This is a genomic window from Massilia endophytica, assembly GCF_021165955.1.
GTDB classification, from domain to species: Bacteria; Pseudomonadota; Gammaproteobacteria; order Burkholderiales; family Burkholderiaceae_D; genus Rugamonas; species Rugamonas endophytica.
Map to the genome: position 1 here is coordinate 4,530,225 of NZ_CP088952.1, position 24,827 is coordinate 4,555,051.

Here is a 24,827-nt window from a genome sequence, read left to right on the forward strand (position 1 = left end):
GAACGCCATGCGACGACTCTGGTTATTGTTTGCGCAAACGGTGACCATTGCCCTGGCACTGTATCTTGTCTACTACGCCGTGCAGCCGGACTTCCGGCTGCGGCGTCCGGCCACCGTGCAGCAGCTGGGCACGGCAAGCCAGCCCGCCGCCACCATCGAGGCGGCGCCGGCGCCCACCCCGAACTCCTTCCGCTCCGCGGCGGGACGGGCCATGCCCGCCGTCGTCAACATCCTCACTTCCAAGGCGGTGCAGCGCAAGCATCCACTGATGCGCGATCCCTATTTCAAGCGCTTCTTCGGCGAGCCGGATGGCGAGGAGGAGGACGACGACCAGAACAGCCTGGGCTCGGGCGTCATCGTCAGCCCGGACGGCTATATCCTCACCAACAACCACGTGGTGGAAGCGGCGGACGATATCGAAGTGGTGCTGGCGGACGGGCGCAAGGCCAAGGCCGCAATGGTGGGCACCGATCCCGAGACCGACCTTGCCGTCATCAAGATCGACCTGCCCAAGCTGCCGGTGATCGTGCTGGGGCATGCGGAGTCGGCCAAGGTGGGCGATGTGGTGCTCGCCATCGGCAACCCCTTCGGCGTGGGGCAGACGGTCACCATGGGCATCATCTCCGCGCTGGGGCGCAACAACCTGCACATCAACCATTTCGAGAATTTCATCCAGACCGATGCTGCCATCAACTTCGGCAACTCGGGCGGCGCGCTGATCGACACCAACGGCAATCTCCTGGGCATCAACTCGGCCATCTATTCGCAAACGGGCGGCTCGGTGGGCATCGGCTTCGCCATTCCGGTAACGACGGCCAAGTCCGTGATGGAATCCATCATCAAGAGCGGGCACGTAGTGCGCGGCTGGATCGGCGTGGAATCGCAGGAGATCACGCCGGAGCTGGCCAAGAGCTTCGACCTGAAACGCGACAGCGGCGCCATCATCGCGGGCGTGGTGCGCAACGGGCCGGCGGACAAGGCGGGCATGAAGCCGGGCGACATTCTGCTCTCCGTGGACGGCAAGGCCGTGAAGGACACCAACGACATGATCAACCTGATCGCCCAGCTTGAACCGGGCGGCAAATCCACCATGCGCGTGCTGCGCAAATCCCGCGAGACCGATCTATCCATCACCGTGGGCCAGCGCCCGCGACCGAGAAAGTAAACAAGAATGCATCTGCGTGACCTGAACGGCTACCTCCAGGAGCTGGCCGAAAACAACAATCGTCCCTGGTTCGTGATGAACAAGCCGCGCTACGACATCCTGCGCGAGGAGTTCCTGCAGCTGGTGACGGACGTGATTGTGGAAGTGGGCAAGTTCGATCCGGCGGTGAAGTTCTGCAATCCTAAGAAGGCCATGTTCCGCATCAACCGCGACGTGCGCTTCGCCCACGACAAGAGCCCGTACAAGACGCACTTCTCGGCGGCGCTGGCGCCGAACGACCAGCGGCGTCCCACGCAGGCGGGCGGGCCCACCTACTACTTCCAGCTGAACGGCGAGGGGCGGCTGCACATTGGCGCGGGCGAATACATTCCGCCGCCGCACAGGCTGAAGGCGCTGCGCAATCACATCGTGGAAGATCCTGCAGGCCTGCGCAAGGTGCTCAACAACAGGGCGCTGAAGGCCCGCTATGGTTCCATCCGCGAAGAGGACGGCAAGCTGCAGCGGCCGCCGAAGGGCTTCGACCCGGAGCACGAGCATATCGAGCTCATCAAGCTGAAAAGCTTCTTCGTCTGGACGGACATCGACCTCGACCTGAACAAGCCCGACCTGCTGCTGCCGCTGATCGTCTCCGGCCTGAAGGACACGCTGCCGCTGGTGAAGTGGATGCGCGAAGCCAAGGTCGAAGAGGAAGCCGAGTAACAGGCTAGGCCGCGAGCCAGCGCTCGAGGAATTCGACGCAGACGCGCACCTTGGCCGAGGCGCTGAGGCGGGTGGGGTACACGGCCCACACGTCCGCAGGCTGCGCGTAGCCGGGCAGCACGCGCAGCAGCCGCCCATCCGCCAGCGCGCTCCCAACATCCCATTCCGAGCGCAGGATGATGCCGTGGCCGTCCAGCGCCCACTGGTGGACGATCTCGCCGTTGCTGGCCGATAGCGGCCCGCTTACCTTCACCACCTCCGGTCCCTTCGGTCCTTCCAGCGCCCAGCGCCCGAAGTCGCCGCTGCGCTCGCGGATGACGATGCAGCGGTGCTGCGCCAGCTCGGCCAGCGTCTGCGGCGCGCCGTGGCGCTCCAGGTAGGACGGCGCAGCGCACAGCACGCGCTGGTTCGGCGCAATGCGCCGGGAGATGAGATTCGGCTCGTGCGCTTCCCCAACGCGGATATCGAGGTGAAAGTCTTCCGCGATCAGGTCCACTTTGCGGTCCACCAGTTCCAGCTGGATTTCGAGCGCGGGATACTGCCTCGCCAGGGCCGACAAGGCAGGCCCCAGCCGGTTGCGCCCGAAGCCGGAGCTGGTGCACAGCCGCAGCAGCCCGCTCGGCGCCATCTTCTCGCTCGACACGGCTTCCGCCATCTGCTCCACATCCTCCAGGATGCGCAGCGCCCACCCATGCACCACCTGCCCCTGCTCCGTCAGCGCCACGCTGCGCGTGGTCCGGTGCAGGAGCCGCACCTGCATGCTCTGCTCCAGCATGGCAATGCGCTTGCTCACATAGGCGTTCGACACGCCCAGCTCGCGCGCGGTCGCGGCGAAGCTGCGCCGCCTCACAACGGCGCAGAATAGACCCAGGTCTTCCAGCAGCGGTGGATTATTCACGATATGTGCACGAATACTTCACGATTCCGTCAATTATATCCGCAGCGTGTTTGGCTATGCTTACGGTCAAAGGAGAGCATTTATGAAAACACAACGTATCGCCGTCATCGCCGGGGATGGCATCGGCAAGGAGGTCATGCCCGAGGGTATGCGCGCCTTGCAGGCCGCCGCCCAGCGCTTCGCCCTGCCGCTGGAATTCACCACCTTCAAATGGGCCAGCTGCGACTATTACCTCGAACACGGCAAGATGATGCCGGACGACTGGTTCGCCCAGCTGAAGGACTTCGACGCCATCTACTTCGGCGCCGTGGGCATGCCCCACCTGGTGCCCGACCATATCTCGCTCTGGGGTTCGCTCATCCAGTTCCGCCGCCAGTTCGACCAGTACGTGAACCTGCGCCCCGTGCGCCTGATGCCGGGCGTGCCCTGCCCGCTGGCGAACAAGAAGCCTGGCGATATCGATTTTTACGTGGTGCGCGAGAATACGGAAGGCGAATACTCGTCCGTCGGCGGCCGCATGTTCCCCGGCACGGAGCGCGAGCTGGTGCTGCAGGAAGCCGTGTTCACGCGCCAGGGCGTGGACCGCATTCTCAAGTACGCGTTCGAGCTGGCGCAGTCCCGGCCGAAGAGGCACCTCACCTCGGCCACGAAGTCGAACGGCATTTCCATCTCCATGCCTTACTGGGACGAGCGCGTGGAAGCCATGGCGCCGTCCTACGCGGATGTGAAGTGGGACAAGTACCACATCGATATCCTCTGCGCGCGCTTCGTGCTGAGCCCCGAGCGTTTCGATGTGGTGGTGGCCTCCAATCTCTTCGGCGATATCCTGAGCGATCTCGGTCCCGCCTGTACTGGCACCATCGGCATTGCCCCTTCCGGCAACCTGAACCCGGAGCGGAACTTCCCCTCCCTGTTCGAACCCGTGCACGGCTCGGCGCCGGACATCTACGGCAGGAATATCGCCAACCCGGTGGCCATGGTGTGGTCGGGGGCCATGATGCTGGACTTCCTCGGCCAGGGCGATGCGCAGTTCAAGGCCGCGCACGACGCCATCATGGCCGCCATAGAGAAGGTGCTCGTGGACGGCCCGCGCACGCCGGACATGGGCGGCAGCGCGAACACCACACAGATGGGGGAGGCCATCGCTGCGCTCATCTGAGCCTCCGGAAATCCCCTCCAGTACGGCCTAAACGCAGTTCATGTCGCCAAAAACGCATTTCGTCGCAAGTCGATAGTGCTGGACATAGCGCTTCTCTATAGTTCACACATCGAAAGACGAAATGCAAACCCCAACCGACACAAGGAGCCGATCATGAACATCGCTAAAAACATGGAAACCATCTTCCTCGCCACCCTGGTAATCGTAGGCGCAACCAGCTTCGCAACGGCCGCCGTGCCGAAGCTCGCACACCGCGCCACCGCACCTGTGGCAGCCGTTGAAGTGAAGGCCGATGCTGCAATGCCTGTTGTAACCGTCACCGCAAAGCGCCTGACCGCAGCAGAAAAAGCAGCACTGTAATCGCAGCATCCAACCTTCACGCAGGAGAGCATGATGAACAAGTTTGTCAACGCAACGATGATGGCTGTAGCCCTGTACGCAACGGCGGCTGCCCCCGTGCTGGCGGATGAGATCATCAGCGAATCGCGCACCGTGGATGCGCGCACTGTGAAGGTTTACCTCGATGGCGTGATCGACCTGAAACTGAAACAGGGTCCGGCCTCGCTGGTGGTGTATGGCGACAAGCGCTACGTGCAGAAGATCGTGGTGACGCAGAAGGGCGAAACCCTGCGCATCGGAACGGACCTGCATGGCATCCACCTCGGCCACCCCAACCTGCGCGCCGAACTGACGCTGCCGAACCTTACCGAACTCGTGTCGGCGGGCGTGGGCAGCGCGGAAGTGAGCGGCTTCAAAGGCGACAAGGTTCGCCTGACCCTGGAAGGCGCAGGCTCCGTGAACATGGCTTCGCAGTACCGCACGGTGGACGCAAGCCTGAACGGCGCCGGCAGCATGACCGTGAATGCCGGCATGGCGGACGCCGTGGACCTGAACCTGCGCGGCGCAGGCCAGATCTCGATCAGCGGCCAAAGCAAAACCCTGCGCGCCCGCCTGGGCGGCGTGGGCAGCCTGGATGCGCAGCAGCTGCGCTCCGACAGCGTGGATGTGGACATGACCGGCCTGGGAGGCGCCACGGTGTACGCGAAGTCCGCCGCGAACCTGCGCCTGAGCGGCCTCGGTTCGGCCACCGTCTACGGCAACCCCGTCAGCCGCAGCACCAGCGCGCGCGGCCTGGGACGGGTCGCCTTCAACTGACGGTCCTCTCCCTCACGGAGCATGCTGCCCGCCTTGTGCGGGCATTTGTTTTTGTGCGCGCTGGTCCCAGCCCAGCACAATGCGCAGGTCCACACTCTGCGACGCCACCTTCTGCAGCGACGCTCCGCCGATGCGTTTCGCGAGCGCCTGAGCGGCGGCCTCGCGTTCTGCCGTGAACTCGATGCGCGTGCGCGGAACGGCGAAAGGCAGGGTATTCGTGAGCCGCACGGATTGCCAGGCGCCGCTGCGCAGCCTGCGCGCCCAGTCGGCCGCCATGCCGTTCACGCCGTTCCCGTTGCTGATCTCCAGCTTCAGCGCGGGCGCTTCGCTTGCCGCCACCAGGGCGTAGTCCGCGCGGATATCGTGCGCGCGAAGGCTCTCGGCCTGGCTCATCATCGTCTTCGCCCGCGCCTCCTCGCCTGCATCGCTGAGCGCCTTGCCGAGCTGCTGCCACGTTCCCGCATCGAGCGGGTTAAGAAGGGCCGCCCTTTCGAGCGCCGTCAGCGCGTCCGGCGCGTTTCCCTGTTTCGAGAGCGCATGCGCGAGGTTGCCCAATACCAGCGACATATCCGGCGGCGCCAGGTCTTCCCCGGCGAGCTTTTTCCAGATCTCGATGGCCTGCGCCGTTTCGCCCCGTTCCGCCAGCAGCACCGCCAGGCCGTTGCGCGCATCGACATGGCCTGCGTCGCGCTGCAGGGCGAGCAGATAGGCGTGCTGCGCCTCGTGCAGCCGGGATGCCGCGTAGTGGCTTCGTCCCAGCGCGTAGTAGGCATCCGCGCTGGCAACCGCCACCGGCGCGGGCGCCGCGCCGAAGCGCGGCAGGCTGCAGGAACAGAGCGCGAGGCTGGCGCAGGCGGCAGCGAGGATCTTCCGTTTCGTTTGCATGGTCCTTTCTCCTTAATGGCCGCCGGTCAGGGAGGGCAGCAGAACACGCGTAATCTGGATGGCGGCAGGCCCCAGCAGCACCAGCATCAGCGCCGGGAAGATGCAGAAGATCAGCGGGAACAGGAGCTTGAGCGCGATGCGGGCCGCAGCCTCTTCCGCCATCAGGCTCCGCTTCAGGCGGAGGTTTTCGGAATGCACGCGCAGCGAGTCGCCCATGCTGGTGCCGAAGCGCTCGGACTGGATCAGCATGGCCACGAGGGTATCCACGTCCTCCACGCCGCTGCGCAGGGCAAAGTTGCGCAGCGCCTTGTCCTTGCTGAAGCCCGCGCGCAGCTCCATCAGCACCAGCTGCAGCTCCTGGGCCAGCACGACGCTCTTCACGTGCATTTCGCTCGCCACCTTGCTCAGGGCCCTCTCCAGGCTCAGGCCCGCTTCCACGCAGATCGTGAGAAGGTCGAGGGCGTCAGGCAGGTTCTCGAAGATCTCGCGCTGGCGCCGTTCGGCCGTGCGGGCCAGGATCATGTTGGGCAGGTAGTAGCCGATGGCAGCCGTGGAGCAGAGCAGAAGCAGGAAGATCTTGCGCAAGCCCGCCGACTGCGAACCCGCCAGCACAATCGCCAGCACAAGGGGAAGGCCGATGGCGAGCACTGTCTTCGCGGCGAAATAGAGCACCGGCGCGTTGGCGCTGCGCCAGCCCGCGTTCATGAAGCGGGTGCGCAGCGGCGACCGCTCCCAGCCCTCCTCCGGCAGCGACAGGCGGGTGAAGGGCCTCGCCACGCGGGCCACGCGCTCCACCCACCCGCCTCCTTCATCCACACGCGCTGCGGAGTCCTTGCCGCGGAAGGCGCGCAGGCGGTCGCGCAAGGGTACGGGCGACAGGGCCAGCATGGCGGCGAGCGCCGGAATCGCGACAGCGAAGAACACAACCGCCAGGAAGGCAATCTGCGAGCCGTTCATACCCGTATCCTTATGGTGTTGCGCATCCAGAGTACGCCGAACAGCACGCCGCCTGCCGCATACCAGAGCAGCTTCGGGCCGGCCGGGTCGGTCCACAGCAGGCCTATGTATTTGGGGCTGGTGATGGACATCACGGCCGCCACGCCCACCGGCAGGGTGGCCAGGATCCAGGCCGAGAGGCGGCCTTCCGCCGACAGCACCCGCACCTGGCCCACGAGCTTGAGCCGCGCGCGCGTCATGCGGCTGATATTGCCAAGCAGCTCGGCGAGATTGCCGCCCGATTCGCGCTGGATCAGCACCGCAATCACCAGGTAGCGCAGGTCCGTGAGCGGGATGCGGATCGCCAGGTTGTGCAGGGCTTCGTTCATCGGCACGCCGTAGTTGATCTCCTCGTAGCAGGTGCGGAACTCGCCGCCGATGGGCTCCGGCAGCTCATGGCCCGCCATCTGCAGCACGTTGGCAAAGGAGTGCCCTGCCCTCAGCGCGCGGCTGAGAAAGTCCGCCGCATCCGGCAGCTGTTCCAGAATCTTCTTGAGCCGGGCGGCGCGCAGATGGAACAGCAGGGCCATGGGCGCGGCAGCGCACAGTCCTCCCATGACCAGGAAGGCCAGCAGGGGTACGGACAGCATGGCCAGCAGGCTCCAGCTCACGATCACAAGGGCCGCCCAGGCAGCAAGGAAGCGCCCCACCTGCCATGCCTGACCCGACTGCATCAGCCACCGGTCCAGGACGGCCATCCGGGGTATGCGGCGCAGCCAGTCCTCCAGCAGCGGGGACGCAGCGTAACGGCGCTGCTTGAGAATGCTGATCCGCTCGGCGCCGTCGGCGCGGCCGGACATGAGCTGGAGCCGCCGCGCGATGCGGCGCGAGCTGCCGCCGTGGCGCGCCTGCCACCACAGCCATGCCGCTTCCACGGCGAAGATGACGGAGGCGAACAGGAAGACGTAGAAGAAGGTGAGCGCCATGTCCATGAGCGGCCCCTATTCATAGACCCGGTCGGGATCGAAGACGCTGTCCGGCACGGGCGCGCCAAACAGGCGCAGGCGGTCGGCGAAGCGCGGGCGCACGCCGGTGGCGGAGAAGCTGCCCTGCACCCTGCCGCTGGCGTCCACGCCTGTCTGGTCGAAGCGGAAGATCTCGTGCATGGCAATGACGTCGCCTTCCATGCCCGTCACCTCCTGCAGGCTCACCAGCTTGCGCGCGCCGTCCGTAAGCCGGGACACCTGCATCACCACGGTGACGGCGGAGCAGATCTGCTGGCGCACCGCGCGCGAGGTGAGGTTCACGCCTGCCATGCCCACCATGTTTTCCAGCCGCGACAGGGCATCGCGCGGGGAGTTGGAGTGGATGGTGGCCAGCGAGCCTTCGTGGCCAGTGTTCATGGCCTGCAGCATGTCGATGGCTTCGGCCCCGCGCACCTCGCCCAGGATGATGCGGTCCGGCCGCATGCGCAGCGCATTGCGCACGAGCGCGCGCTGGGTGACCTCGCCCTTCCCCTCCAGATTCGGCGGCCGCGTTTCCAGGCGCACCACGTGGGGCTGGCGCAGCTGGAGTTCGGCGGCGTCCTCGATTGTCACGATGCGCTCCGTGCCAGGAATGAAGCCGGACAGCACGTTCAGCAGGGTGGTTTTGCCGCTGCCCGTGCCGCCGGAGATCAGGATATTGATCTTGGCATGGCCCAGCGCCTGCAGCACCTGCACCATCGGCGGCGTGAGGCTCTTGAACTCGAGCAGGCGTTCCACGGTCAGCGGATTGGCGGAGAAGCGCCGGATCGACAGCACGGGGCCGTCCACCGCCAGCGGCGGAATGATGGCGTTCACCCGCGAGCCGTCCGGCAGGCGTGCGTCCACCATGGGGCTGGACTCGTCCACCCGGCGGCCCACTCGCGACACGATCTTCTCGATGATCTTCATCAGGTGGGCGTTGTCGTGGAAGCTCACGTTCGTGAGTTCCAGGCGTCCCGCGCGCTCCACGTAGACCTTGTCGTGCGTGTTGACGAGGATGTCGGACACGCCGGGATCGCTCAGCAGCGGCTCCAGGGGCCCGAAGCCGAGCATCTCGTGCTGGATGTCCAGCACCAGGTGGTGGCGCTCGCTCTGGTTCAGCACAATGCGCTCGTCCTCGATGATGCGCTGGACCAGCAGGGCCAACTCGTGCTTGAACTGCTCCGGCGTCAGCCGCTTCAGGCGCTCAAGGTCGATCCTGTCCAGGATCAGCTGGTGCATGGTCTTCTTCAGTTCCAGATAGGCCGCCGTACCGGCCTGCTCCAGCTGGACAGCCATGCCGGGACGGTGTTCCTCCGCCAGGGACAGTCGTTCGCGCAGACTCATATCGCCTCCTTCAGTGTTCCGTTTCGCTGCGGCCGAACAGGCGGTCGAACAGGCCCTTGCTCTCATGGACGCGGCGCGAGGTCAGCATCTCCACCAGCTCCGCCAGGCTGCGCGCTATCAGGCTGGTGCGCGAGATCTCGAGCGCGGGCACGCCCTGGTTGACGGAGTCCGTGACGGCCAGGTAGTCGTTGGGCATGGTGTGCAGCACGGGTGCGCCCAGGGCCTGTTCGAGGTCCGCCAGGCGCAGCTTGCCGCCCTTCTCGTAGCGGTTCACGATGAGGCGGGTGCGCTCGATGGGATAGCCCAGGGAGCGGAAGATGTCCAGCAGCCGGCGCCCGTCGCGGATGTCGGGCAGCGCCAGCTGCAGCACGGGATAGATGGCGTCCGCCGTGTCGAGGGCGCGCAGGGAGATGGCGTCGATCTGGCGGCCCACGTCCAGCAGTATGTAGTCGAAGTGCTGGCGCGCCACCCGCAGGATCGCTTCGATATGCTCCGGCTTCATCTCCACCGCGTGGTTCGGATCGTCCGCCGCCGCCAGGATGCCGTAGTTGGGCGCCACGTGCACCAGGCAGGATTCGAGGAAGGCCCCGTCCATGCGCGCGATCTGGGCGCACACATCGGAGAGCGTCATGCTCGGCTTCTGGTCCGAGACATAGAGCGCCGCGTCGCCGAACTGGCCGTGCAGGTCGATCAGCAGCGTCTTCTTCTCTCCCAGCGCCGCCAGCGCGTGGCCCAGGTTCGTGGACAGGAAGGTGGCGCCGCTGCCGCCCTTGCAGGCGATGAAAGCCAGCACCCTGCCGTCGCGCTGGCGCGTGATCCCGGCCTCGATCTCGATGCGGTCCATGGCCTCGTGGAATGCGCGGTGCACCAGGGGCAGCTGCAGCACTTCGCGCATGCCCGCGCGCATGGCATGGATCAGCAGCTCCTGCTGCGGTTCGCGCGTGAGCAGGATGAAGCTGGCGTTGGGATACAGCCGCGCCAGGCGGTCCACCAGGTCCGCCTCGGCCGGTTCCACGTCGCTCGCGTCCAGGATCACCAGTTCCGGCGCGTCGGGCACGATGCGGTCCACTGCCTCCTTGAGGCTCTTGCGGGAAGAAGTCAGCTGCAGCGTGGGCAGGCGCGCGGAACCCTGGGCGGCGATTTCTGCATGCAGCAGGCTGTCCTTACTGATGATCAGCGTCTTCATGTCGTTCCCTCGTTTCGCAAAGTCAGGGGCAATTCGCCATGCCGGGCCGCCGCCCCAGCGATTCCGCACGCACCACCGTGGCCGACGGCGGCACGACCGCATTCACGGGCAGCAGGGGCAGCATGGGCTCGTACGGTACAGGCACGCATTCGCCGTTGGCATTGGAGCAGAAGCTGGCGCGCACGAAGCGGATGCAGTCGCCCCCGTTCGGATCGCGTGCGCAATTGACGGCGTTGCGCATCGGGCACGCAGGCATGGCCGTCAGCGCCGCCGGACCGCCGCCCGGCGCCTGCGACAGGTACTCGATCCGCAATGTATTCACGTCGAGGAAGGGCGCGAGCGGCATTCTTCCCGCCGTGAACAGCGCGGAGCTGCGCAGCGCGGTCATGGCTGCCGGGTCCGAGAAGTCGGTCATGGCCGCGGCGCGCGCCGCCCGCCTCGTTACGTCCTGCACGGCATTCCATACAAAGAGCAGGCGCGAAACTTCGAACAGGCCCACCAGCATGACCAGCAGGGCCAGCATGTACAGGGCCATCTCCACGATGATCACGCCGCGGCCGCGCCGCTTCCGGATGTCAGGGCGCATAGCTCACCTCCACCACTGCATCCAGGTTCCAGTCGCTTGTTCCGAATGCTGCAATGAGCGCGTCCACGCCAATGCCGTCCGGCGTCACCGGCAGGCGGACGTGCAGGCTGACCGACTGCGGCGGAATGTTGCCTGCGCAGGTGACGTCATCGCACAGGACCTGAACCGAGCCGGGGCCGATGCCGGGGCTCACGCCGGCGGCCGCCAGCGCATCCGCCACCATGTTCCCGGCGGCGGCGAACAGCTGGGGGTTCACCGCCGTGTTGGTGAGCACCTCGGGCGGCGCGGACGCCACCATGCGCGCGGCGTCGTACATTGCCTTGTTCAGCACATTGGCATACCAGGCCATGCGCCCGCACAGAATGAGCATGAACAGGAGCAGGACGCTGGCCAGGAGCACAAAGTAGAACTCGAAGGCCGCAATACCGCGCTGCCGATTGCCTGGTCGCGTTTTCATCGGAACAGCTCCGCAGTCTGGGCCAGCGCGTTGGGGTCGACCGTACCGGCGAATTCTCCCGGCAGCACGGCCGCTGTCGCCTGCGCCGTCAACAGGAAACGGCCCACCGCAAGCACATTGGCCTGGACCGTCGCACCAGCGGGAACCGGACAGGCCAGCAGGGGAATATTCAGGATGCGGCGCGAGGCGCGGCCTTTGATGGGCGGCTGGGTCTTGTACGCCGCGCCAGAGTTCAGGTAGGGCGGCAGCCCGGGATATGCCGCCGCCGTGGTGGCGGGGCTTCCCGGATACAGGGTATTCATCTGCGCCTTCGGCACGGAGCCGTTGCCGGGGTAGGTATGCGCCGGACCATAGGCCCACAGCGTGCCGTAGTTGCCCGGCGCTGTGGCGGCCAGTGGCGGCGGCAGGTCGGCGATTGTGCGCAGCGGCTGCCCGGCCCCGCTGGACTGCTGGGCGGTGACGGCAGCGGGCGGATTTGCCTGCCACACGGGCGCCGTGTAGGCCATGATGTTGGTATCCGGCGGCGCCGCGGCGGCGCTGCAGGACGGCGAGGCATAGTTGGCGAAGCGCGAGTTGAGCTCCTGCCACAGCGCGAAGGACGCGATGCGCCGCAGGTTCAGCTGGCCGCCCGAGAGCCGTGGATAGGCCAGTTCCCCGTTGCAGATAAAGGGCGCGACCACGCTGTCGTCCGTGTTCCCCGGCACATTGGGCTGGCCGGGCGCGTCGAGCGGATTCACCAGGAACATTTCGCCGTCCGTTGCGCCCAGGGCCGGGTTCAGCTTGAGCAGGTTGTAGCCCACGCCGTACCGGAAGCCGTATTCCACCCGCTCGCTGACCGGGGCGCCAGCGGGATTGATGCGCTGGGCGACGGCCGCGCTGTCCATCGCGCAGATGGCGAAAGGCGTGATGCCCAGCTTCGTCTTGCCCGCCACGGAGGCTGCCGCCAGCACGGCTGCGCCGGTCGACCTCAGCGCGTTGAAGAACACCGGCTGCACCTGCCCCACGTCCGCCGCGAGCTGGCGGGTATCGACCCTGGCGTAGCGGATGTCCGCAGGCGCTGCCTGGGCCGCCGCGGCGCTGAGCCAGGCCCCTTCCGCCGTATCCGGGCTGTCGCTGAAACTGAGCGCAGCCACGTTCCAGGGCAGCACCTGCCCGCCCACCTTGATGTTCTGCGCGGCGGTCTGGGCGCGGGTGGCGGCGGCCGTGATGCCTGCGGCGGTGCCATTCAGCTGCTGGGCCGCCGCGAGCACGATCCGGTCCGAAGCCGTCTGCAACTGGGTCTGGCGGTTGTACATCACGCCCAGGTCCAGCGCCAGGCCTGCGAAGCCGAGGATAATCGGCAGCAGAAAGGCGTACATGATCGAGAAGGCGCCGCGCTGGCGCCGCAGCGCGGGTTTCATTTCGATTCCGCGACGCCGATGGTGAAGGCGCTGGGCGGCGCCACGGGTGCGGCATAGGATTTCTGGTAGCGGGTCTGGGTCGCCGCCGCGCTGCGCCCGTCCTGCGCGGGATTGGCGTCGCGCCGCCGGCCCGCGTCGGGATCGAGCACCTGCTGGGCGAAGGTGGCGCGGCTGATTTCGCCGGCCTGCTGGTCCCAGCGCGGCGTCGTTGCCTGCAGGGTGGCGCCGCAGCCCGCGGCGGCGGCGCAGAACATGAGCAAGAGGTGGCGTTTCATCGCAGTGCTCCTCATTTCAGGCGGTAGCCGGAGGGCCGCGCGTCCTGCACAGGCTGCGGCGGCGTGGCGGATTCGAGGCGGCCGCCCAGGAACAACTCGGCGCGGCTGGCCGGCTGCAGGGTATCGGTGGGCAGCGCCGGCACGGCAGGCAGGGGCTTGACCAGGCGCGCCGTGATCACGAATACCAGTTCGCTGCGGTCCTGCTGGAAGTCGGTGCTGCGGAACAGGGCGCCCAGTACGGGGATCTCGCCCAGCAGCGGCAGGCCGTGGATGTTGCTGACCTGGTTGTGCCGGATCAGGCCGCCGATGGCCAGGCTCTGGCCGTCGTTCAGCTGCACCGTCGTCATGGCGCGCCGCGTGGTGATGAGGGGCAGGATGGCGCGCGCATTCAGGCCCTGGGCATTGATGCCCACGCCGTCGCGCGACAGTTCCGAAACCTCGGGCGCCACGCTCAGGTTGATGCGCCCTCCGCCCAGCACCGTGGGCGTGAAGCGCAGGCCGACGCCGAATTCCTTCTCCTCCAGCGTGACCTTGTTGTTGTCCTGCGCCACCGGCACCAGTATCTTCCCGCCCGCGAGGAAGTTGCCCTCCTGGCCGCTCATGGCCACGATGGTGGGTTCGGCCAGCACGCGTACCAGGCCGTTCTGGCGGTCCGCTTCCAGCGCCACCCGGTTGCCGTTGGATTTGAGGAGGTTGACGCCGCCTGCCGCCGTGCCGGTCAGCAGGTCCGAGAACAGGGTCGCGGTCCAGCTGCCGATGCCCTTGTGCAGGCCGATGGCGCTTTCCAGCCGGTCCAGCAGGGTCTTGGAAACTTCGGCGATCTTCACCTCCAGCATGACCTGCTGCGGCGCCGTCACGCTGAGGAGGTTCACGATGCGGACCTGCGGGTCCTTCGCCGCCGCCGCGTCCTGGTCGCCGCCGCGCTGGCCGTTCTCCTCGCGCCCTTCGCGCAGGGCGCGCAGGGGCTTGCGCACATAGGCCTGCGCCAGGTCGAGCACACGCGCCAGTGTCGCGCCATCCTCCACGGTTCCGCTCAGGACGAGGGAATCGGCGGCCGCGCTGACGCGGATATTCTTCTCGTTCGGCAGCAGCGTGGCCAGCGCCGCCTGCAGGGCCGAGGGGTCCATGCTCACGGTGACGTCCACGACGGTGCAGGCGCCGCTGCGGCCCTGCACGATCATGTTCGTGCTGCCCACCTCCACGCCAACGAGGTAGAGCGTCTGCGGCGCCACCAGCATGGCCTGCAGCACGCCGGGATGGCCGATGCTGCGTCCCGCCACCTGCTCGGGGAGACGGTAGAGGGACGACTTGCCCAGCTGGAGAGCCAGGCTGGCGGGCGCGCCGGGATCGCCCCGGCACTGCAGGCCATCACCGCGCGGCGCGGCTTCCTTTGCCTCCTTCGCCTCCTTCGGCAGCGCGGCGGCGGCGCTTGCAGCGGCCAGCAGCAGGCTGGCGGCGGCGATCGTTCGACGGGGGACCATGGCTGCTCCTCAAAGGCATTCCCTGCTGCTGCGTACACCATCGATGGCGCCGATGCAGTAGCGCGGCGCGGGTTCGCGGGGCGGCTTCGGCGGCTTGGGCGGCTGTGCTGCCACCGCCAGTGCGGGCGCGGCCGGCTCTTTTGCAAGACCGAGCAGCGTGCCCTTGGTTGCGCCGGGCGTCACCCCGGGCGTCGGATCGACCTGGTTGCGCAGCACGAGCGACAGCGTGCCCACGCTGCGCGCCAGGTCCAGCTGCTCCGCCTGTTCCGGCGTGACTTCCAGCGTCACGGCGTTCACCACGCGGGGCTTGGTCTCGTCGCGGCTGACTTCCTGGGCCACTGCCAGCACGAGAATCCGTTCGAGCACGATCTTCGAGATCGCGTGTTCCTGCTTTACCCCGGGCTCCGTCTGCGTGTTGACGAGAATGTCGACGAAGGTGCCGGGCAGCGCGAAGCCCGCCACGCCGATCACGTCGTTCACGCGCACGGTGATGGCGCGCTTGCCTTCGCTGATCACCGCGGAGAGCCCGCCCAGTGTGCCGGCCGGCGCCAGCTTCGCTTCCGTGAGCGCCTCGCCGCGCAGCACGCTGGTCTTGAGCACCCGCCCGCTCAGGGCGGCGGGATCGCGCAGGGCGCCCTGGGGCAGCCCGTCGGCGGGCCAGTCGGCCAGCTTCACCATGTCCGGGCTGAGGCGCTGGCCCAGGTTCGCATCGGCGGCGGAGACCACGATGCGTGCTGCGCCGGGGCCCTGGCGCAGGAGCCAGCGCGAAGCCAGCATCACGGCCGCTATGCCGAAGACGACGGCCAGGGCCAGCATGAGGAGTGCGCGGCGGTATTTCATTCGATCCTCGCAAAGAGGCTGCCTTCAGTACCGGTGGCCAGCTGCGGTACGGTGGCGGCGAACATGCTGGACCAGGCCTGGTCCAGCGCGGCCACGGTGGGCCGGGCGGGCTGGCCGGCGTAGCCCGCGAAGTCGGCGACGCGGCCGAGGATCTCGCGAGGGAAACTCGCCAGCAGCGGTTGGCCTCCTCCGCGGTGCAGCTCCTCCACGAGGTAGGCCAGTGCGCCCTCGTCCACCTCCATGCCGCAGGCGCGGCACTGCTGGCGGAACAGGGTGCGGTAGGCGGCGTCGCCCAGGGGGCCGATGTGGATCTTGTAGCCTGCCCTGCGCAGCGCGCCCGCGTCCAGCAGCATTTCCGGCTCCTGGCTGGTGACCAGCGCCAGCACCACGTTGAAGGGAACCGTGAATTCGCTGCCGCCCTGCAGCGAGAGCACGTCCTGCTGCTGCTCCACGGGCCGCGCGAAGCGGGCCAGCAGTTCGTCCGCCGGAATGCGCTGGCGGCCCAGATCGTCCACGATCAGCAGGCCGTTGTTCGCCTTCAGGTGGGGCGGCGCCTGGTAGCAGCCATGCGCGCTGTCGCGGCGCAGGTCCAGCATGGGCTGCGTAAGCTCCGCCCCCAGCTGCAGCACGGGGCGCTGGCAGAGGGCCCAGCGTGCGTCCGTGCTGCGGCGATCGGCGCCGTGGCGCGCCTGCTGGGCCAGCGGCGGCGGCAGGTGCACGGCCGGGTCGTGGAGCTGCACGATCTCGGGCCCCACCGCCAGCGCGTAGGGCACCGCGACCACCCCGTGCAGCAGCCGTCCCAGCTTGCGCGCCAGGGTCGACTTGCCGCTGCCGGAAGGGCCGTAGAGGAACAGGGCGCGGCCCGAATGCAGGGCGGCCCCCACCAGTTCGCGCACCTGCGGCGAGAGGCAGTCCTCGGCGAAGGCTTCGGCCACGTCCTGGGCGCTCACGCGCGGCAGGGTCGCCGCCTGGCGCTGCGAGACCGAGCGGTACATTTCGAGCGGCACCGGCGCCGGGCCCACATAGGCGCTGCGCTCCAGCCATCCCGCCGCGCGCTGGCGGCCCGGTCCCGTCAGCTGGTACTGCACGTCGATCTCCGATTCGCCGCGCCAGGAAACCTCGGCCAACTGGTCCGCCACCAGCGTGTCCAGCACTTCGCGCAGCACGCTGACGGGCAGGCGCAGGCGGGTGGTGAGGACGGGCAGGTGCATCTTGCCGCCCACGTAGAGCGTCTTGGCGCACAGTTCGCACAGCAGGCTCAGGTCCAGCCCCGTTTCCTGCACCGAGCGGGGCGGCTGGGGCAGCAGGGGAAGGTCGGCTTCTTGCGTCGTGCTGAAGGGGGAATGCTCGATCATGTGTTTCTCCTGTTGAGGACACGATGTTAGCGAGGCGTTTCCTATCGGATATTGATGTCCAGCAAAAATCAGCGGTGCTGCCAGAACAGCCAGGCCATGGTGCCGAAGGCGATGGCGACGCCGTAAGGCATGCCGCGCCGCTCCGGCCCGTGGGCGGGCACAAAACTCAGCCACAGTAGGGCCAGCGCGCCGCCCGCCAGGGCCGTCAGCACGGCGGTCACCAGGGCGCCCGCGGCGCCGGTGAAGCCGCCGACCATGGCCATCAGCTTCACGTCTCCGGCGGCCATGCCCCGCAACACGTACATCGGCAGGAAGACCAGCAGTCCCGCCATTGCGCCGGCCAGCCAGTCCAGGGCAGTGGACCATTGGGGGTCGGCGGTGCAACGCAGCGCCAGCGCGAGCAGCAGTCCAGCGGCCACCAGCACATTGGGAATCCGGCGCAGCGTGAGGTCCGTGGCGGCAGCCTGCACCACCAGCCACAGCAGAATCAGTTCGCTGCCATTCATGATGAAAAAAGATCCCCTGGCCTTGGGGCCGGGGGATCAAGCTGGGTCAGGGTGCCGGGGTCAGCTTGGTGACCAGAACATCAAAGGCATCTTTCAAGCCATCGCCCAATACATCGAAGGCGACGGTCACTGCCACAGCCAATACCGCGGCGACCAGACCATACTCGATCGCCGTGATGCCCTCTTCGTCCCGCACAAACTGCCTTACAGCGCTATACAGTGCGTTCATGATGTACTCCTTGAAGTAGAGGAAAACTCTGGCGCCTTGCTGCGCAGCCATTGAGTCCACTATAGGAGCGATGTGCCGGTGGCTGTTGACGGTACGCAAGTTTTCCACACGGAATTATTTGCGCCAAGCCACTACCGAATTGCGACTGACATGATGTTTGGCGTATGTCAAACTGGAAGTGCGCCCGCGACTGCGTCTGGCGAGCGCTGCCGTGAAAAAGCGGACGGTAAAATCGTGGCGTTTTCAAAAATTTTTCGCAAAGGATAATTGCCTATTATGCAAAAAGCCTTTATGCTGATCAGCTGTCCTTTGGAAAGGCACCGTGCTTCGGCTCACTGCGCGCCTTGATACAAGGAAACAATGGCGGCTGCTGCGATGAGTAAGTGATTATCCAAAAGAGAGCATGGATTCCCTACTGAAACACATGGTGGACATGACTGGCCACCGCGATCACGCGATGCTCGACATCTCCGTGATCTCGGCGGTGCAGGAACTGGCGCGCGCCAGCCAGGCGCGCGTGCTCACCATCGCCAATGTGCGCGGCCAGCTCTTCGTGCGTCCGCGCGCCGCCGTCGGCGCCGGCTCCCCTGCCCGCATGGTGGAACTGGCCGACCCGTCGAATCCCGGCGAGCCCATTGCTTCCTTCCCTGCGCTGGCGGCCTGCATCGCGCGCCACGAATCGAACGCCGACGCGATCGATGCGGAAGGCAACCACACGCTGTGGATGCCGATCTGGATCGGCGACAAGGCCGACACCTGCCTCGAGATCGTCAATCCCACGCCCTACACGAGCGACACCATCCACACCATCGGCGGCGTGGTCAGCGTCTACCGCAATTTCCAGAACCTGCTCGACTACAGCGAGCGCGATTCCCTGACCGGACTGCTGAACCGCAAGACCTTCGACGACCAGCTGGCCAAGATGCTGCATTCGAGCGGCGAGCAGGAAGCGGTATCGCTGCCGCCCGGCGAAACGGAACGCCGCCACCATCACGAGGAAGAAAAGCAGTGGCTGGCCGTGGTCGACGTGGACCACTTCAAGCACGTGAACGACAAGTTCGGCCACCTGTACGGCGACGAGGTACTGATCCTCATCGCCAACCTGCTGCAGTCCTCCTTCCGTGCACAGGACCGCGTGTTCCGCTTCGGCGGCGAGGAGTTCGTGGTGCTGCTGCGTTCCACCACGCTGGAGAACGCGAAGAAGATCATCGACCGCTTCCGCATCAACGTGGAGCAGCACGATTTCCCCCAGGTGGGCAAGGTGACGGTGAGCGTGGGCTTCACCAGCATCAGCGCCTACGATGCGCCGGTGGTGGTGCTGGGACGCGCCGACCAGGCCCTGTACTACGCCAAGAGCCACGGCCGCAACATGTCTTGCCACTATGATGAACTGGTCAGCAGCGGGCAGCTGCAAACCATCGAATCGAACGATACCGCCGAATTCTTCTGAGGCGCCGCCTCAGTTCAGCGTCATGAAGCGCATGGGGTCCACGTTCCACTTGCTCGGAGTCTCGTGGCCCACGATCTTGTCGCCGCCGCCAAAGCCCAGCGCCTTCGACAGGTCCACCGTTTCCGGCTTGATGTAGAGGTTCTTCTTGGTGTGGAAGAACACGTTCACCTTCGGCGCCAGCAGGTTGGTCTCGTGCGGCTCCACCACCACGCCCAGGCGGCCCGACTCCAGCAGCACCAGGGTGCCCACCGGGTAGATGCCCACGCAGCGCATGAACTCCTGCACCATCTGCGGATTGAAATGGAACTTGCTCCACTCGTAGATCTTGCGCAGGGCCGCCGCGGCGGACATGCCCTTGTGGTAGCAGCGGTCCGCCGTGATGGCGTCGTACACGTCGACGATGGCGGCCATCTGCGCCAGTTCGCTGATGCTGTCGCCCGCCTGCTTGTCGGGATAGCCGCTGCCGTCGCGCCGCTCGTGGTGGTGGCGCGTGATGTCCAGCGCGATCTGCGGTACTTCCGGCGACTGCTTCAGGATGTTGTAGCCGTCTTCCGGATGCTTGCGGATGATGGCGAATTCTTCGTCGGTCAGGGGGCCCGGTTTGTTCAGGATGGCGTCCGGCACCAGGGCCTTGCCCGTATCGTGCAGCAGGCCGCCCAGGCCCGCCTCGCGCGTGATCTCGGGATCCATGCCGCGCGAATTGCAGAAGGCCACCAGCAGCGCGCACACGCTCACCGAGTGCAGGAAGGTGTAGTCGTCCTTGGTCTTGATGCGCAGGAGGCCGAGCAGCGCGCCGGGATTGCGCAGGATCGACTCGGTAATGTTCTGCACCACCGGTTGAACGGCGTCTACTTCAACCGCCTTGCCCAGGCGGACATCGGCCATCACGCTGCGCACCAGGCCAGCGGCCTGGTTGCGGATCTGGGCTGCGCGCTGGAGCTCCTCGCCCAGCGAGGCCTTGACGATCTTGATCGGCTGCGACGCAATCTCCACCACCTCGCGCTCGGTCGCCTGCTGCGCTTCCGCCAGCGTGGGCGCATCCTGCACGTCCAGCCCCTTGCTGATGTCGATCACCACATCGTGGATGCCCGCCCTCAGGATCTTGCGGATTTCTTCTTCTTCCGTGATCTCGAAACGGTTGCGAACGAAGGGATGGGTCATCCAGTCACAGCTGAGGTCGTGGATGAACATGCCGATCTTGAGTTGGGAGGAATCGACTTTCTTTAACATGATCGGGCGGCAATGAAGGGGAAAATGGGCGCGAAGCGCTAGAATAAGTATAGCAAAATTAGTTGCCCAAAAGGATCAACTGAGGCAAAGAGGAGACAAACTTTCAAATGGAATTGCGACAACTTCGTTACTTTGTCGCCATCGTCGATCACGGCTCGCTCTCGCGCGCGGCGCTCGTGCTGCACGTGGCCCAGCCCGCGCTAACCCAGCAGCTGCGCCAGCTCGAAGAGGAGCTTGGCGCACAGCTCCTGCACCGCAGCGCCCAAGGCGTGCACAGCACGGACGCGGGCAAGGTCTTCTATGAGCACGCCCTCGCCATCCTCAAGCAGGTGGCGGATGCCAAGTCGGCCGTGACGCAGTCCGCGGAGCGCCCAGCCGGCGCGGTCACGCTTGGCCTGCCGCACAGCATTTCCGGCGCGCTCGCCCTGCCCCTGCTCACGGCCGTGCGCGAGCGCTACCCCGAGATTACCCTGCAGCTGACGGAAGAGCTGACGGGCAATCTTGGCGAACAGCTAAAGTCCGGCCGCGTCAACCTGGCCGTGCTGTTTGATGACGGGCAACTCTCGAGCTTCGCCACCACGCCGCTGGCGGAGGAGGAGCTGCGCTTCATCTGCCGCGCCGACTCCCCTTGGGTGCAGGGGCGCGAGAGCATGACCCTGGCCGAGGCGCTGGCCGCCACGCTGATCCTGCCCGGCCTGCAGCACGGCGTGCGGCCGCGCATCGAGAGCACAGCACGCCAGGCCGGGCTGCATACTTCCGACGTCATCGAGATCAATTCCATCGCCATCCTGAAATCCGCCATCCTCGCGGACATGGGCGCCACCATCCTGCCTGTGGCTCCAGTGCTGGAGGAAGTGGAGCGCGGCGCCATGCGCGCGCTGCCGATTCACGATCCCGCGATCTCGCGCACGGTGGTGCTGTGCGCGTCGAAGAACATTCCGCTGACGAATGCGGCCAATGCCGTGAGCCGCCTCGTTGCGCAAGTGGCGGATACGCTGTGCACCAGCGGCAAATGGCTGGGGGCCCACACCCTCAGCACTGCCCGAGCGTAGCCGCCATTGCCTCCCGATCCAGGCTGCGCTCGCGCGCGGCGCATACCACGCAGGCCAGGCCGTGGCCGATCACGTTGGTGAGCGCACGGCATTTCATGGTGCGGTCGATCCCGAGCAGCAGCGCCACCATATCGACGGGAACGATCTGCAGCACCGCGACCGTTGCAGCCAGGGTGGTGATGCCGGAACCGGCGATGCCCACGGCGCCTTTGCTGGTAAGGAGCGCTATGCCGAACAGCATGGCCAGGTCCTGCCAGCCAAGCTGCACATGCGCGGCCTGGGCAAGAAAAAGCAGCGCCAGCGCGATATAGAGGCTGGTGCCCGCGAGATTGAGCGAATAGGAAAACGGCAGTACCACGCCGGTCACAGGACGCGGACAACCCAAGCGCTCCAGCTTTTCCGACAGCGGCGCGAGCGCCGCCAGCGAGGAACTGGTGAAGAACACCAGATAGAGTTCCGTGCGGATGTATCGCAGATAGCGCAGCAGCGGCAGTCCCACGATGCGCGCCACGGCGCCCATCGCCAGTACGACAAACAGGATCGAGCTGGCGTTGATGGCGACGATGAACTTCAGCAGCGGCATCAGCGCCAGCGTGCCGTAACGGCCCACGGTATAGGACATGGCCCCGAAAGCCGCCAGCGGCGCGAGGCGCAGCAGCCATCCGACCGCGGCAAACAGCATCGACCTTCCCCGTTCGATCCATGCCAGCACAGGCTGGCCGCGCGCGCCTGCGCGCCCCAGCAGCAGTCCCGCAGGCACCGCGGCCAGCAGCAGGTACAGATTGTTCACATGCAGCGCGGGCACGCCGAGCAGGAAGCCGAAGGCGCCGCGCGGTGCGGCGTCCGCACCGGCAACCGAGGTGGGTTGCGCGTGATCCGCATCGAATCCTGCGCCGGGCTGCAGCACTGCGCCTGCCAGCAGCCCCGCTCCCAGCGACAGCAGGGACATGAAAAGGAAGTACAGCAGCGCGCTTGCCGCCAGCCTGCTCAGCTTGCGGCCCCGGGCCATGCTCGCGGCGCCCGATGCGAGCATGCAGAAGACGAGTGGGTTCATGAGCCACGCGAGCAGCCGCACAAAGCCATCGCTCAATGGCTTCATCTGCACTGCAGCGGCAGGATCGGCGAGGCCGAACAGCAGGCCTGCGCCAACAGTGGCGGCGAGAACGAGGAAGGGACGGCGATAGAAGCGCATCGCTTCAGCGCCTTGCCTGCTTCAGGCTGAGCTTGAGGAAGTGCTGCAGTGTCGGCGTCTGGCCTTCCTCGCGGCAGACAAGGGTGAGAGGCGCGCCGAGGGCCGATGTCGCATCGCGGATGCTGCAATACACCACGCTCTCGCCGTGGAAGCCCTGCATCGACGCGGGCACGGCGGAAACGCCTGCGCCTGCCGCCACAAGGCTGATATTGGTCAGCATGCGCTCCACTTCGATCGCCACGTTGGGCACGAAGCCTGCCTGCACGCAGGCCTCCACGAGATTTGCGTACATGCCCGGCGCGCCATTGCGGCGCACGAGGATGAAGCGTTCGTCGCGCAGCGCCGTCAACGCAATGCTGGGCCGCCCCTTGCCCTTGTGCCTCGCCAGTGCGGGATGCCCGACGGGCAGCACCAGCAGGAGCTCCTCTTCCAGCAGGGTATGGAACTGCAGCCCCGGCGGGCGGCTCACGGGACGGCGCAGGAAGGCCACATCCAGCTTCTCGCGCGCTACGGCTTCGGTGAGCTCTGCGGCGTTGCGCTCCATGAACTCCACGTTCACCGAAGGCCAGGTTTCGCGATAGGCGCGCATCACGCGTGGGATAAGGGGATGCGCGGCCGCTGAACTGGTGAAGCCCACCGAGAGCTGCCCTTCCGTTCCCTCGTTCGCACGGGCCGCGCGTGCGGCGGCCGCGCTCACGTTGGCCAGGATGGCGCGCGCCTCCTGCAGAAACACTTCACCTCCCGCCGTCAGCGCCGCGCCTTTGGGGTGCCGCCTGAAAAGCGGAAACCCAAGCTCCTCTTCCAATGCGCGGATCTGCTGGCTCAGTGGCGGCTGCTGCATGTGCAGACGCTCCGCCGCGCGGGTGAAGTGGCCTTCCTCGGCCACCACGACGAAGTAGCGCAGGTGTCTCAGTTCCATTTGTCTCTCGATATCTTCTAAGTATGGGACAGCTATTTTCAAGATATTTTACATTGATGAGTCCCGCCGGTAGCATCGGTCCACCAAAAAAGGAGGAGACCATGCACAACTGGATTCGCCGCGCCGCCTGCGCGGTACTGGCGCTGTCGGCCGCGCCGCTGTGGGCGCAGGCCATCACGCCCTGCCCGGCCGATCTCGGGCCCATCGCGCAGTGCTATCGCGGCACGGACGCCAACGGCGCCAACTACTGGATTGCGATGCCGCGCCAATGGAACGGCGTGCTCGTGGTGCATGCGCACGGCGGCCCACGCCTTTCCGCCGCCACCAACGACAACAACGTGGAAGACCTGGAACGCTTCGCCATCAATGTGAAGCAGGGCTTTGCCTGGGCGGGTTCGGCTTACCGCCGTCCCGGCTATGGCGTGCGCATGGCCGCCGAGGACACGGAGAACCTGCGCCAGTTCTTCCTGAAGCGTTTCGGCAAGCCGCGCCGCACCATCCTGCACGGCCAGTCCTGGGGCGGCAACGTGGCAGCCAAGGCGATCGAGCTGTATGGCGACGCGGGCCAGTATGACGGTGTCGTGCTCACGAACGGGATGCTGGCGGGCGGCACGCTGAACTACCTGCACCGCGCCGACCTGCGCGCCGTCTACCAGTACTACTGCAACAACCATCCGCGCCCAGACGAGCCCCAGTATCCGCTGTGGATGGGCCTTCCCGAGAACTCCACCTTGAAAAACAAGGACCTGGAAGCGCGCGTCAATGAGTGCCTCGGCCTCAAGCTTCCCGCCGCGCAGCGCAGCGCCGAACAGCAGCGCAAGCTGCGCAATATTCTCGCGGTGGTGCCGGTGCCGGAACGCAGCCTGCAGTCCCACCTGAACTGGGCCACCTTCACCTTCCGCGACCTGATCAAACGCGTGGGCGGGCGCAATCCCTTCGACAACCGCAATGTCGCGTATCGCGGCACGGACGACGATGCAGCCCTGAACCGCGGCGTGCAGCGCTTCGATGCCGATCCCGCCGCCGTGGCCCAGCTGGCGGACGACTCGGACCTGAGCGGCAAGCTCCCCGTCCCCGTCATCACCCTGCACGCCATCGACGACCCCACAGCGCTGGTCGAGTACGAGGACGTCTACCGCAGCAAGGTCGCCGCCGCGGGCCAGAGCGCCCGCTTGCTGCAGACCTTCACCCGCGAGCATGAGCACAGCAAGCTTTCGGACGCCGAATACGCGGCCGTCTTCGACTCGCTCCTGGAATGGGTGTCGACCGGCCGGAAGCCCGGCGTCGCTGACGTGGACGCGGCCTGCGCGCGGGCGGCATCGCAAGTCCTCGGAGGCTGTCACTTCGACCGCACATACCAGCCCAAGCCCCTGTTCCAACGCGTTCCGCCGCGCCACGCGGCTCCCTGAATCACTACAACC

General features: G+C 66.5%; 26 protein-coding genes. 8 read left to right on the plus strand and 18 right to left on the minus strand.

The features are described 5' to 3' along the window. Nucleotides 1-7 precede the first annotated feature (7 nt). On the plus strand, nt 8-1,165 hold the full coding sequence (locus LSQ66_RS20730; RefSeq protein ID WP_231767057.1) for a Do family serine endopeptidase: 1,158 nt from the start codon (nt 8-10) through the stop codon (nt 1,163-1,165). 6 nt (nt 1,166-1,171) lie between these two features. Then, nucleotides 1,172-1,864, plus strand: coding sequence for a DUF2461 domain-containing protein (locus LSQ66_RS20735; protein WP_231767058.1), 693 nt, complete (start codon nt 1,172-1,174; stop codon nt 1,862-1,864). Between the two features lie 4 nt (nt 1,865-1,868). Here LSQ66_RS20735 and LSQ66_RS20740 read toward each other — a convergent pair whose 3' ends face one another. After that, nucleotides 1,869-2,762, minus strand: coding sequence for a LysR family transcriptional regulator (locus LSQ66_RS20740; protein WP_231767059.1), 894 nt, complete (start codon nt 2,760-2,762; stop codon nt 1,869-1,871). Nucleotides 2,763-2,844: 82 nt separating this feature from the next. Here LSQ66_RS20740 and LSQ66_RS20745 point away from each other — a divergent pair, with 82 nt between their 5' ends. The 3 genes from LSQ66_RS20745 (at nt 2,845) to LSQ66_RS20755 (ending at nt 5,076) form a co-directional block, all read left to right on the plus strand. Continuing rightward, nucleotides 2,845-3,921, plus strand: coding sequence for a tartrate dehydrogenase (locus LSQ66_RS20745; protein WP_231767060.1), 1,077 nt, complete (start codon nt 2,845-2,847; stop codon nt 3,919-3,921). A gap of 153 nt (nt 3,922-4,074) precedes the next feature. Beyond that, nucleotides 4,075-4,281, plus strand: coding sequence for a hypothetical protein (locus LSQ66_RS20750; protein ID WP_231767061.1), 207 nt, complete (start codon nt 4,075-4,077; stop codon nt 4,279-4,281). Nucleotides 4,282-4,311: 30 nt separating this feature from the next. Continuing rightward, nucleotides 4,312-5,076, plus strand: coding sequence for a GIN domain-containing protein (locus LSQ66_RS20755; RefSeq protein WP_231767062.1), 765 nt, complete (start codon nt 4,312-4,314; stop codon nt 5,074-5,076). Between the two features lie 12 nt (nt 5,077-5,088). On the opposite strand, the gene LSQ66_RS20760 is transcribed toward LSQ66_RS20755, so the two are convergent. From LSQ66_RS20760 to LSQ66_RS20825, 14 genes are all read right to left on the minus strand, one after another. After that, entirely contained in the window at nt 5,089-5,961 is an 873-nt protein-coding gene (locus LSQ66_RS20760; protein WP_231767063.1) for a LytR C-terminal domain-containing protein, read from the minus strand. Nucleotides 5,962-5,973: 12 nt separating this feature from the next. Further along, nucleotides 5,974-6,918 (minus strand): type II secretion system F family protein, encoded by a 945-nt coding sequence (locus tag LSQ66_RS20765; RefSeq protein WP_231767064.1) that lies wholly within the window; start codon nt 6,916-6,918, stop codon nt 5,974-5,976. Next, nucleotides 6,915-7,889, minus strand: coding sequence for a type II secretion system F family protein (locus LSQ66_RS20770; RefSeq protein ID WP_231767065.1), 975 nt, complete (start codon nt 7,887-7,889; stop codon nt 6,915-6,917). The genes LSQ66_RS20765 and LSQ66_RS20770 overlap by 4 nt, the downstream gene beginning before the upstream one ends. A gap of 9 nt (nt 7,890-7,898) precedes the next feature. Beyond that, entirely contained in the window at nt 7,899-9,248 is a 1,350-nt protein-coding gene (locus tag LSQ66_RS20775) for a CpaF family protein (protein WP_231767066.1), read from the minus strand. A gap of 10 nt (nt 9,249-9,258) precedes the next feature. Beyond that, the gene (locus tag LSQ66_RS20780; protein WP_231767067.1) at nt 9,259-10,434 is read right to left on the minus strand and encodes an AAA family ATPase; all 1,176 of its coding nucleotides are present in this window, start codon (nt 10,432-10,434) and stop codon (nt 9,259-9,261) included. 22 nt (nt 10,435-10,456) lie between these two features. Continuing rightward, nucleotides 10,457-11,020 carry a TadE family protein gene (locus LSQ66_RS20785; protein WP_231767068.1) on the minus strand — a complete coding sequence of 188 codons (564 nt, stop codon included), beginning with the start codon at nt 11,018-11,020 and terminating at the stop codon, nt 10,457-10,459. Beyond that, nucleotides 11,010-11,477 (minus strand): TadE/TadG family type IV pilus assembly protein, encoded by a 468-nt coding sequence (locus LSQ66_RS20790; RefSeq protein ID WP_231767069.1) that lies wholly within the window; start codon nt 11,475-11,477, stop codon nt 11,010-11,012. Before LSQ66_RS20790 ends, LSQ66_RS20785 begins: the two co-directional genes overlap by 11 nt. Beyond that, the gene (locus LSQ66_RS20795) at nt 11,474-12,877 is read right to left on the minus strand and encodes a TadE/TadG family type IV pilus assembly protein (RefSeq protein ID WP_231767070.1); all 1,404 of its coding nucleotides are present in this window, start codon (nt 12,875-12,877) and stop codon (nt 11,474-11,476) included. The genes LSQ66_RS20790 and LSQ66_RS20795 overlap by 4 nt, the downstream gene beginning before the upstream one ends. Further along, nucleotides 12,874-13,152 carry a hypothetical protein gene (locus tag LSQ66_RS20800; RefSeq protein ID WP_231767071.1) on the minus strand — a complete coding sequence of 93 codons (279 nt, stop codon included), beginning with the start codon at nt 13,150-13,152 and terminating at the stop codon, nt 12,874-12,876. The genes LSQ66_RS20795 and LSQ66_RS20800 overlap by 4 nt, the downstream gene beginning before the upstream one ends. Before the next feature lie 11 nt (nt 13,153-13,163). Continuing rightward, on the minus strand, nt 13,164-14,633 hold the full coding sequence (locus LSQ66_RS20805; protein ID WP_231767072.1) for a type II and III secretion system protein family protein: 1,470 nt from the start codon (nt 14,631-14,633) through the stop codon (nt 13,164-13,166). A 9-nt stretch (nt 14,634-14,642) separates the two neighbouring features. Beyond that, a complete protein-coding gene (gene cpaB, locus LSQ66_RS20810; protein WP_231767073.1) occupies nt 14,643-15,473 on the minus strand; it encodes a Flp pilus assembly protein CpaB in 831 nt (276 codons plus the stop codon). Further along, nucleotides 15,470-16,828, minus strand: a complete 1,359-nt coding sequence (locus LSQ66_RS20815) for an ATP-binding protein (protein ID WP_231767074.1) — start codon at nt 16,826-16,828, stop codon at nt 15,470-15,472. The genes cpaB and LSQ66_RS20815 overlap by 4 nt, the downstream gene beginning before the upstream one ends. A 68-nt stretch (nt 16,829-16,896) precedes the next feature. After that, complete coding sequence (locus tag LSQ66_RS20820) at nt 16,897-17,334, minus strand: A24 family peptidase (protein ID WP_231767075.1); 438 nt, start codon at nt 17,332-17,334, stop codon at nt 16,897-16,899. 46 nt (nt 17,335-17,380) lie between these two features. Continuing rightward, on the minus strand, nt 17,381-17,563 hold the full coding sequence (locus LSQ66_RS20825; RefSeq protein WP_231767076.1) for a Flp family type IVb pilin: 183 nt from the start codon (nt 17,561-17,563) through the stop codon (nt 17,381-17,383). A gap of 403 nt (nt 17,564-17,966) precedes the next feature. On the opposite strand from LSQ66_RS20825, the gene LSQ66_RS20830 reads away from it, so the two are divergent. After that, on the plus strand, nt 17,967-19,013 hold the full coding sequence (locus tag LSQ66_RS20830; protein WP_231767077.1) for a GGDEF domain-containing protein: 1,047 nt from the start codon (nt 17,967-17,969) through the stop codon (nt 19,011-19,013). Nucleotides 19,014-19,022: 9 nt separating this feature from the next. Here LSQ66_RS20830 and LSQ66_RS20835 read toward each other — a convergent pair whose 3' ends face one another. Beyond that, complete coding sequence (locus LSQ66_RS20835; protein ID WP_231767078.1) at nt 19,023-20,243, minus strand: HD-GYP domain-containing protein; 1,221 nt, start codon at nt 20,241-20,243, stop codon at nt 19,023-19,025. Between the two features lie 107 nt (nt 20,244-20,350). Between LSQ66_RS20835 and LSQ66_RS20840 the strand changes: the two genes are divergently transcribed. After that, a complete protein-coding gene (locus LSQ66_RS20840) occupies nt 20,351-21,295 on the plus strand; it encodes a LysR substrate-binding domain-containing protein (RefSeq protein ID WP_231767079.1) in 945 nt (314 codons plus the stop codon). Here LSQ66_RS20840 and LSQ66_RS20845 read toward each other — a convergent pair. Both LSQ66_RS20845 and LSQ66_RS20850 read right to left on the minus strand, forming a co-directional pair. Next, a complete protein-coding gene (locus LSQ66_RS20845) occupies nt 21,276-22,487 on the minus strand; it encodes a cation:dicarboxylate symporter family transporter (protein WP_231767080.1) in 1,212 nt (403 codons plus the stop codon). The genes LSQ66_RS20840 and LSQ66_RS20845 overlap by 20 nt on opposite strands. A 4-nt stretch (nt 22,488-22,491) precedes the next feature. Continuing rightward, a complete protein-coding gene (locus LSQ66_RS20850; RefSeq protein ID WP_231767081.1) occupies nt 22,492-23,406 on the minus strand; it encodes a LysR family transcriptional regulator in 915 nt (304 codons plus the stop codon). 101 nt (nt 23,407-23,507) lie between these two features. On the opposite strand from LSQ66_RS20850, the gene LSQ66_RS20855 reads away from it, so the two are divergent. Then, nucleotides 23,508-24,815: an alpha/beta hydrolase gene (locus LSQ66_RS20855; RefSeq protein WP_231767082.1), complete on the plus strand. Its 1,308-nt coding sequence runs from the start codon at nt 23,508-23,510 to the stop codon at nt 24,813-24,815. Nucleotides 24,816-24,827 lie beyond the last annotated feature (12 nt).

What these genes read in the sequence shown, in the direction of transcription:
- LSQ66_RS20815 (WP_231767074.1), bottom strand. Translation starts at nt 16,828, where the DNA reads ATGATCGAGCATTCCCCCTTCAGCACGACGCAAGAAGCCGACCTTCCC.
- LSQ66_RS20825 (WP_231767076.1), bottom strand. Translation starts at nt 17,563, where the DNA reads ATGAACGCACTGTATAGCGCTGTAAGGCAGTTTGTGCGGGACGAAGAG.
- LSQ66_RS20830 (WP_231767077.1), top strand. Translation starts at nt 17,967, where the DNA reads ATGGATTCCCTACTGAAACACATGGTGGACATGACTGGCCACCGCGAT.
- LSQ66_RS20760 (WP_231767063.1), bottom strand. Translation starts at nt 5,961, where the DNA reads ATGCAAACGAAACGGAAGATCCTCGCTGCCGCCTGCGCCAGCCTCGCG.
- LSQ66_RS20850 (WP_231767081.1), bottom strand. Translation starts at nt 23,406, where the DNA reads ATGGAACTGAGACACCTGCGCTACTTCGTCGTGGTGGCCGAGGAAGGC.
- LSQ66_RS20750 (WP_231767061.1), top strand. Translation starts at nt 4,075, where the DNA reads ATGAACATCGCTAAAAACATGGAAACCATCTTCCTCGCCACCCTGGTA.
- LSQ66_RS20845 (WP_231767080.1), bottom strand. Translation starts at nt 22,487, where the DNA reads ATGCGCTTCTATCGCCGTCCCTTCCTCGTTCTCGCCGCCACTGTTGGC.
- LSQ66_RS20765 (WP_231767064.1), bottom strand. Translation starts at nt 6,918, where the DNA reads ATGAACGGCTCGCAGATTGCCTTCCTGGCGGTTGTGTTCTTCGCTGTC.
- LSQ66_RS20730 (WP_231767057.1), top strand. Translation starts at nt 8, where the DNA reads ATGCGACGACTCTGGTTATTGTTTGCGCAAACGGTGACCATTGCCCTG.
- LSQ66_RS20800 (WP_231767071.1), bottom strand. Translation starts at nt 13,152, where the DNA reads ATGAAACGCCACCTCTTGCTCATGTTCTGCGCCGCCGCCGCGGGCTGC.
- LSQ66_RS20735 (WP_231767058.1), top strand. Translation starts at nt 1,172, where the DNA reads ATGCATCTGCGTGACCTGAACGGCTACCTCCAGGAGCTGGCCGAAAAC.
- LSQ66_RS20745 (WP_231767060.1), top strand. Translation starts at nt 2,845, where the DNA reads ATGAAAACACAACGTATCGCCGTCATCGCCGGGGATGGCATCGGCAAG.
- LSQ66_RS20795 (WP_231767070.1), bottom strand. Translation starts at nt 12,877, where the DNA reads ATGAAACCCGCGCTGCGGCGCCAGCGCGGCGCCTTCTCGATCATGTAC.
- LSQ66_RS20855 (WP_231767082.1), top strand. Translation starts at nt 23,508, where the DNA reads ATGCACAACTGGATTCGCCGCGCCGCCTGCGCGGTACTGGCGCTGTCG.
- LSQ66_RS20785 (WP_231767068.1), bottom strand. Translation starts at nt 11,020, where the DNA reads ATGCGCCCTGACATCCGGAAGCGGCGCGGCCGCGGCGTGATCATCGTG.
- LSQ66_RS20775 (WP_231767066.1), bottom strand. Translation starts at nt 9,248, where the DNA reads ATGAGTCTGCGCGAACGACTGTCCCTGGCGGAGGAACACCGTCCCGGC.
- LSQ66_RS20770 (WP_231767065.1), bottom strand. Translation starts at nt 7,889, where the DNA reads ATGGACATGGCGCTCACCTTCTTCTACGTCTTCCTGTTCGCCTCCGTC.
- LSQ66_RS20820 (WP_231767075.1), bottom strand. Translation starts at nt 17,334, where the DNA reads ATGAATGGCAGCGAACTGATTCTGCTGTGGCTGGTGGTGCAGGCTGCC.
- LSQ66_RS20780 (WP_231767067.1), bottom strand. Translation starts at nt 10,434, where the DNA reads ATGAAGACGCTGATCATCAGTAAGGACAGCCTGCTGCATGCAGAAATC.
- cpaB (WP_231767073.1), bottom strand. Translation starts at nt 15,473, where the DNA reads ATGAAATACCGCCGCGCACTCCTCATGCTGGCCCTGGCCGTCGTCTTC.
- LSQ66_RS20835 (WP_231767078.1), bottom strand. Translation starts at nt 20,243, where the DNA reads ATGTTAAAGAAAGTCGATTCCTCCCAACTCAAGATCGGCATGTTCATC.
- LSQ66_RS20755 (WP_231767062.1), top strand. Translation starts at nt 4,312, where the DNA reads ATGATGAACAAGTTTGTCAACGCAACGATGATGGCTGTAGCCCTGTAC.
- LSQ66_RS20805 (WP_231767072.1), bottom strand. Translation starts at nt 14,633, where the DNA reads ATGGTCCCCCGTCGAACGATCGCCGCCGCCAGCCTGCTGCTGGCCGCT.
- LSQ66_RS20790 (WP_231767069.1), bottom strand. Translation starts at nt 11,477, where the DNA reads ATGAAAACGCGACCAGGCAATCGGCAGCGCGGTATTGCGGCCTTCGAG.
- LSQ66_RS20840 (WP_231767079.1), top strand. Translation starts at nt 20,351, where the DNA reads ATGGAATTGCGACAACTTCGTTACTTTGTCGCCATCGTCGATCACGGC.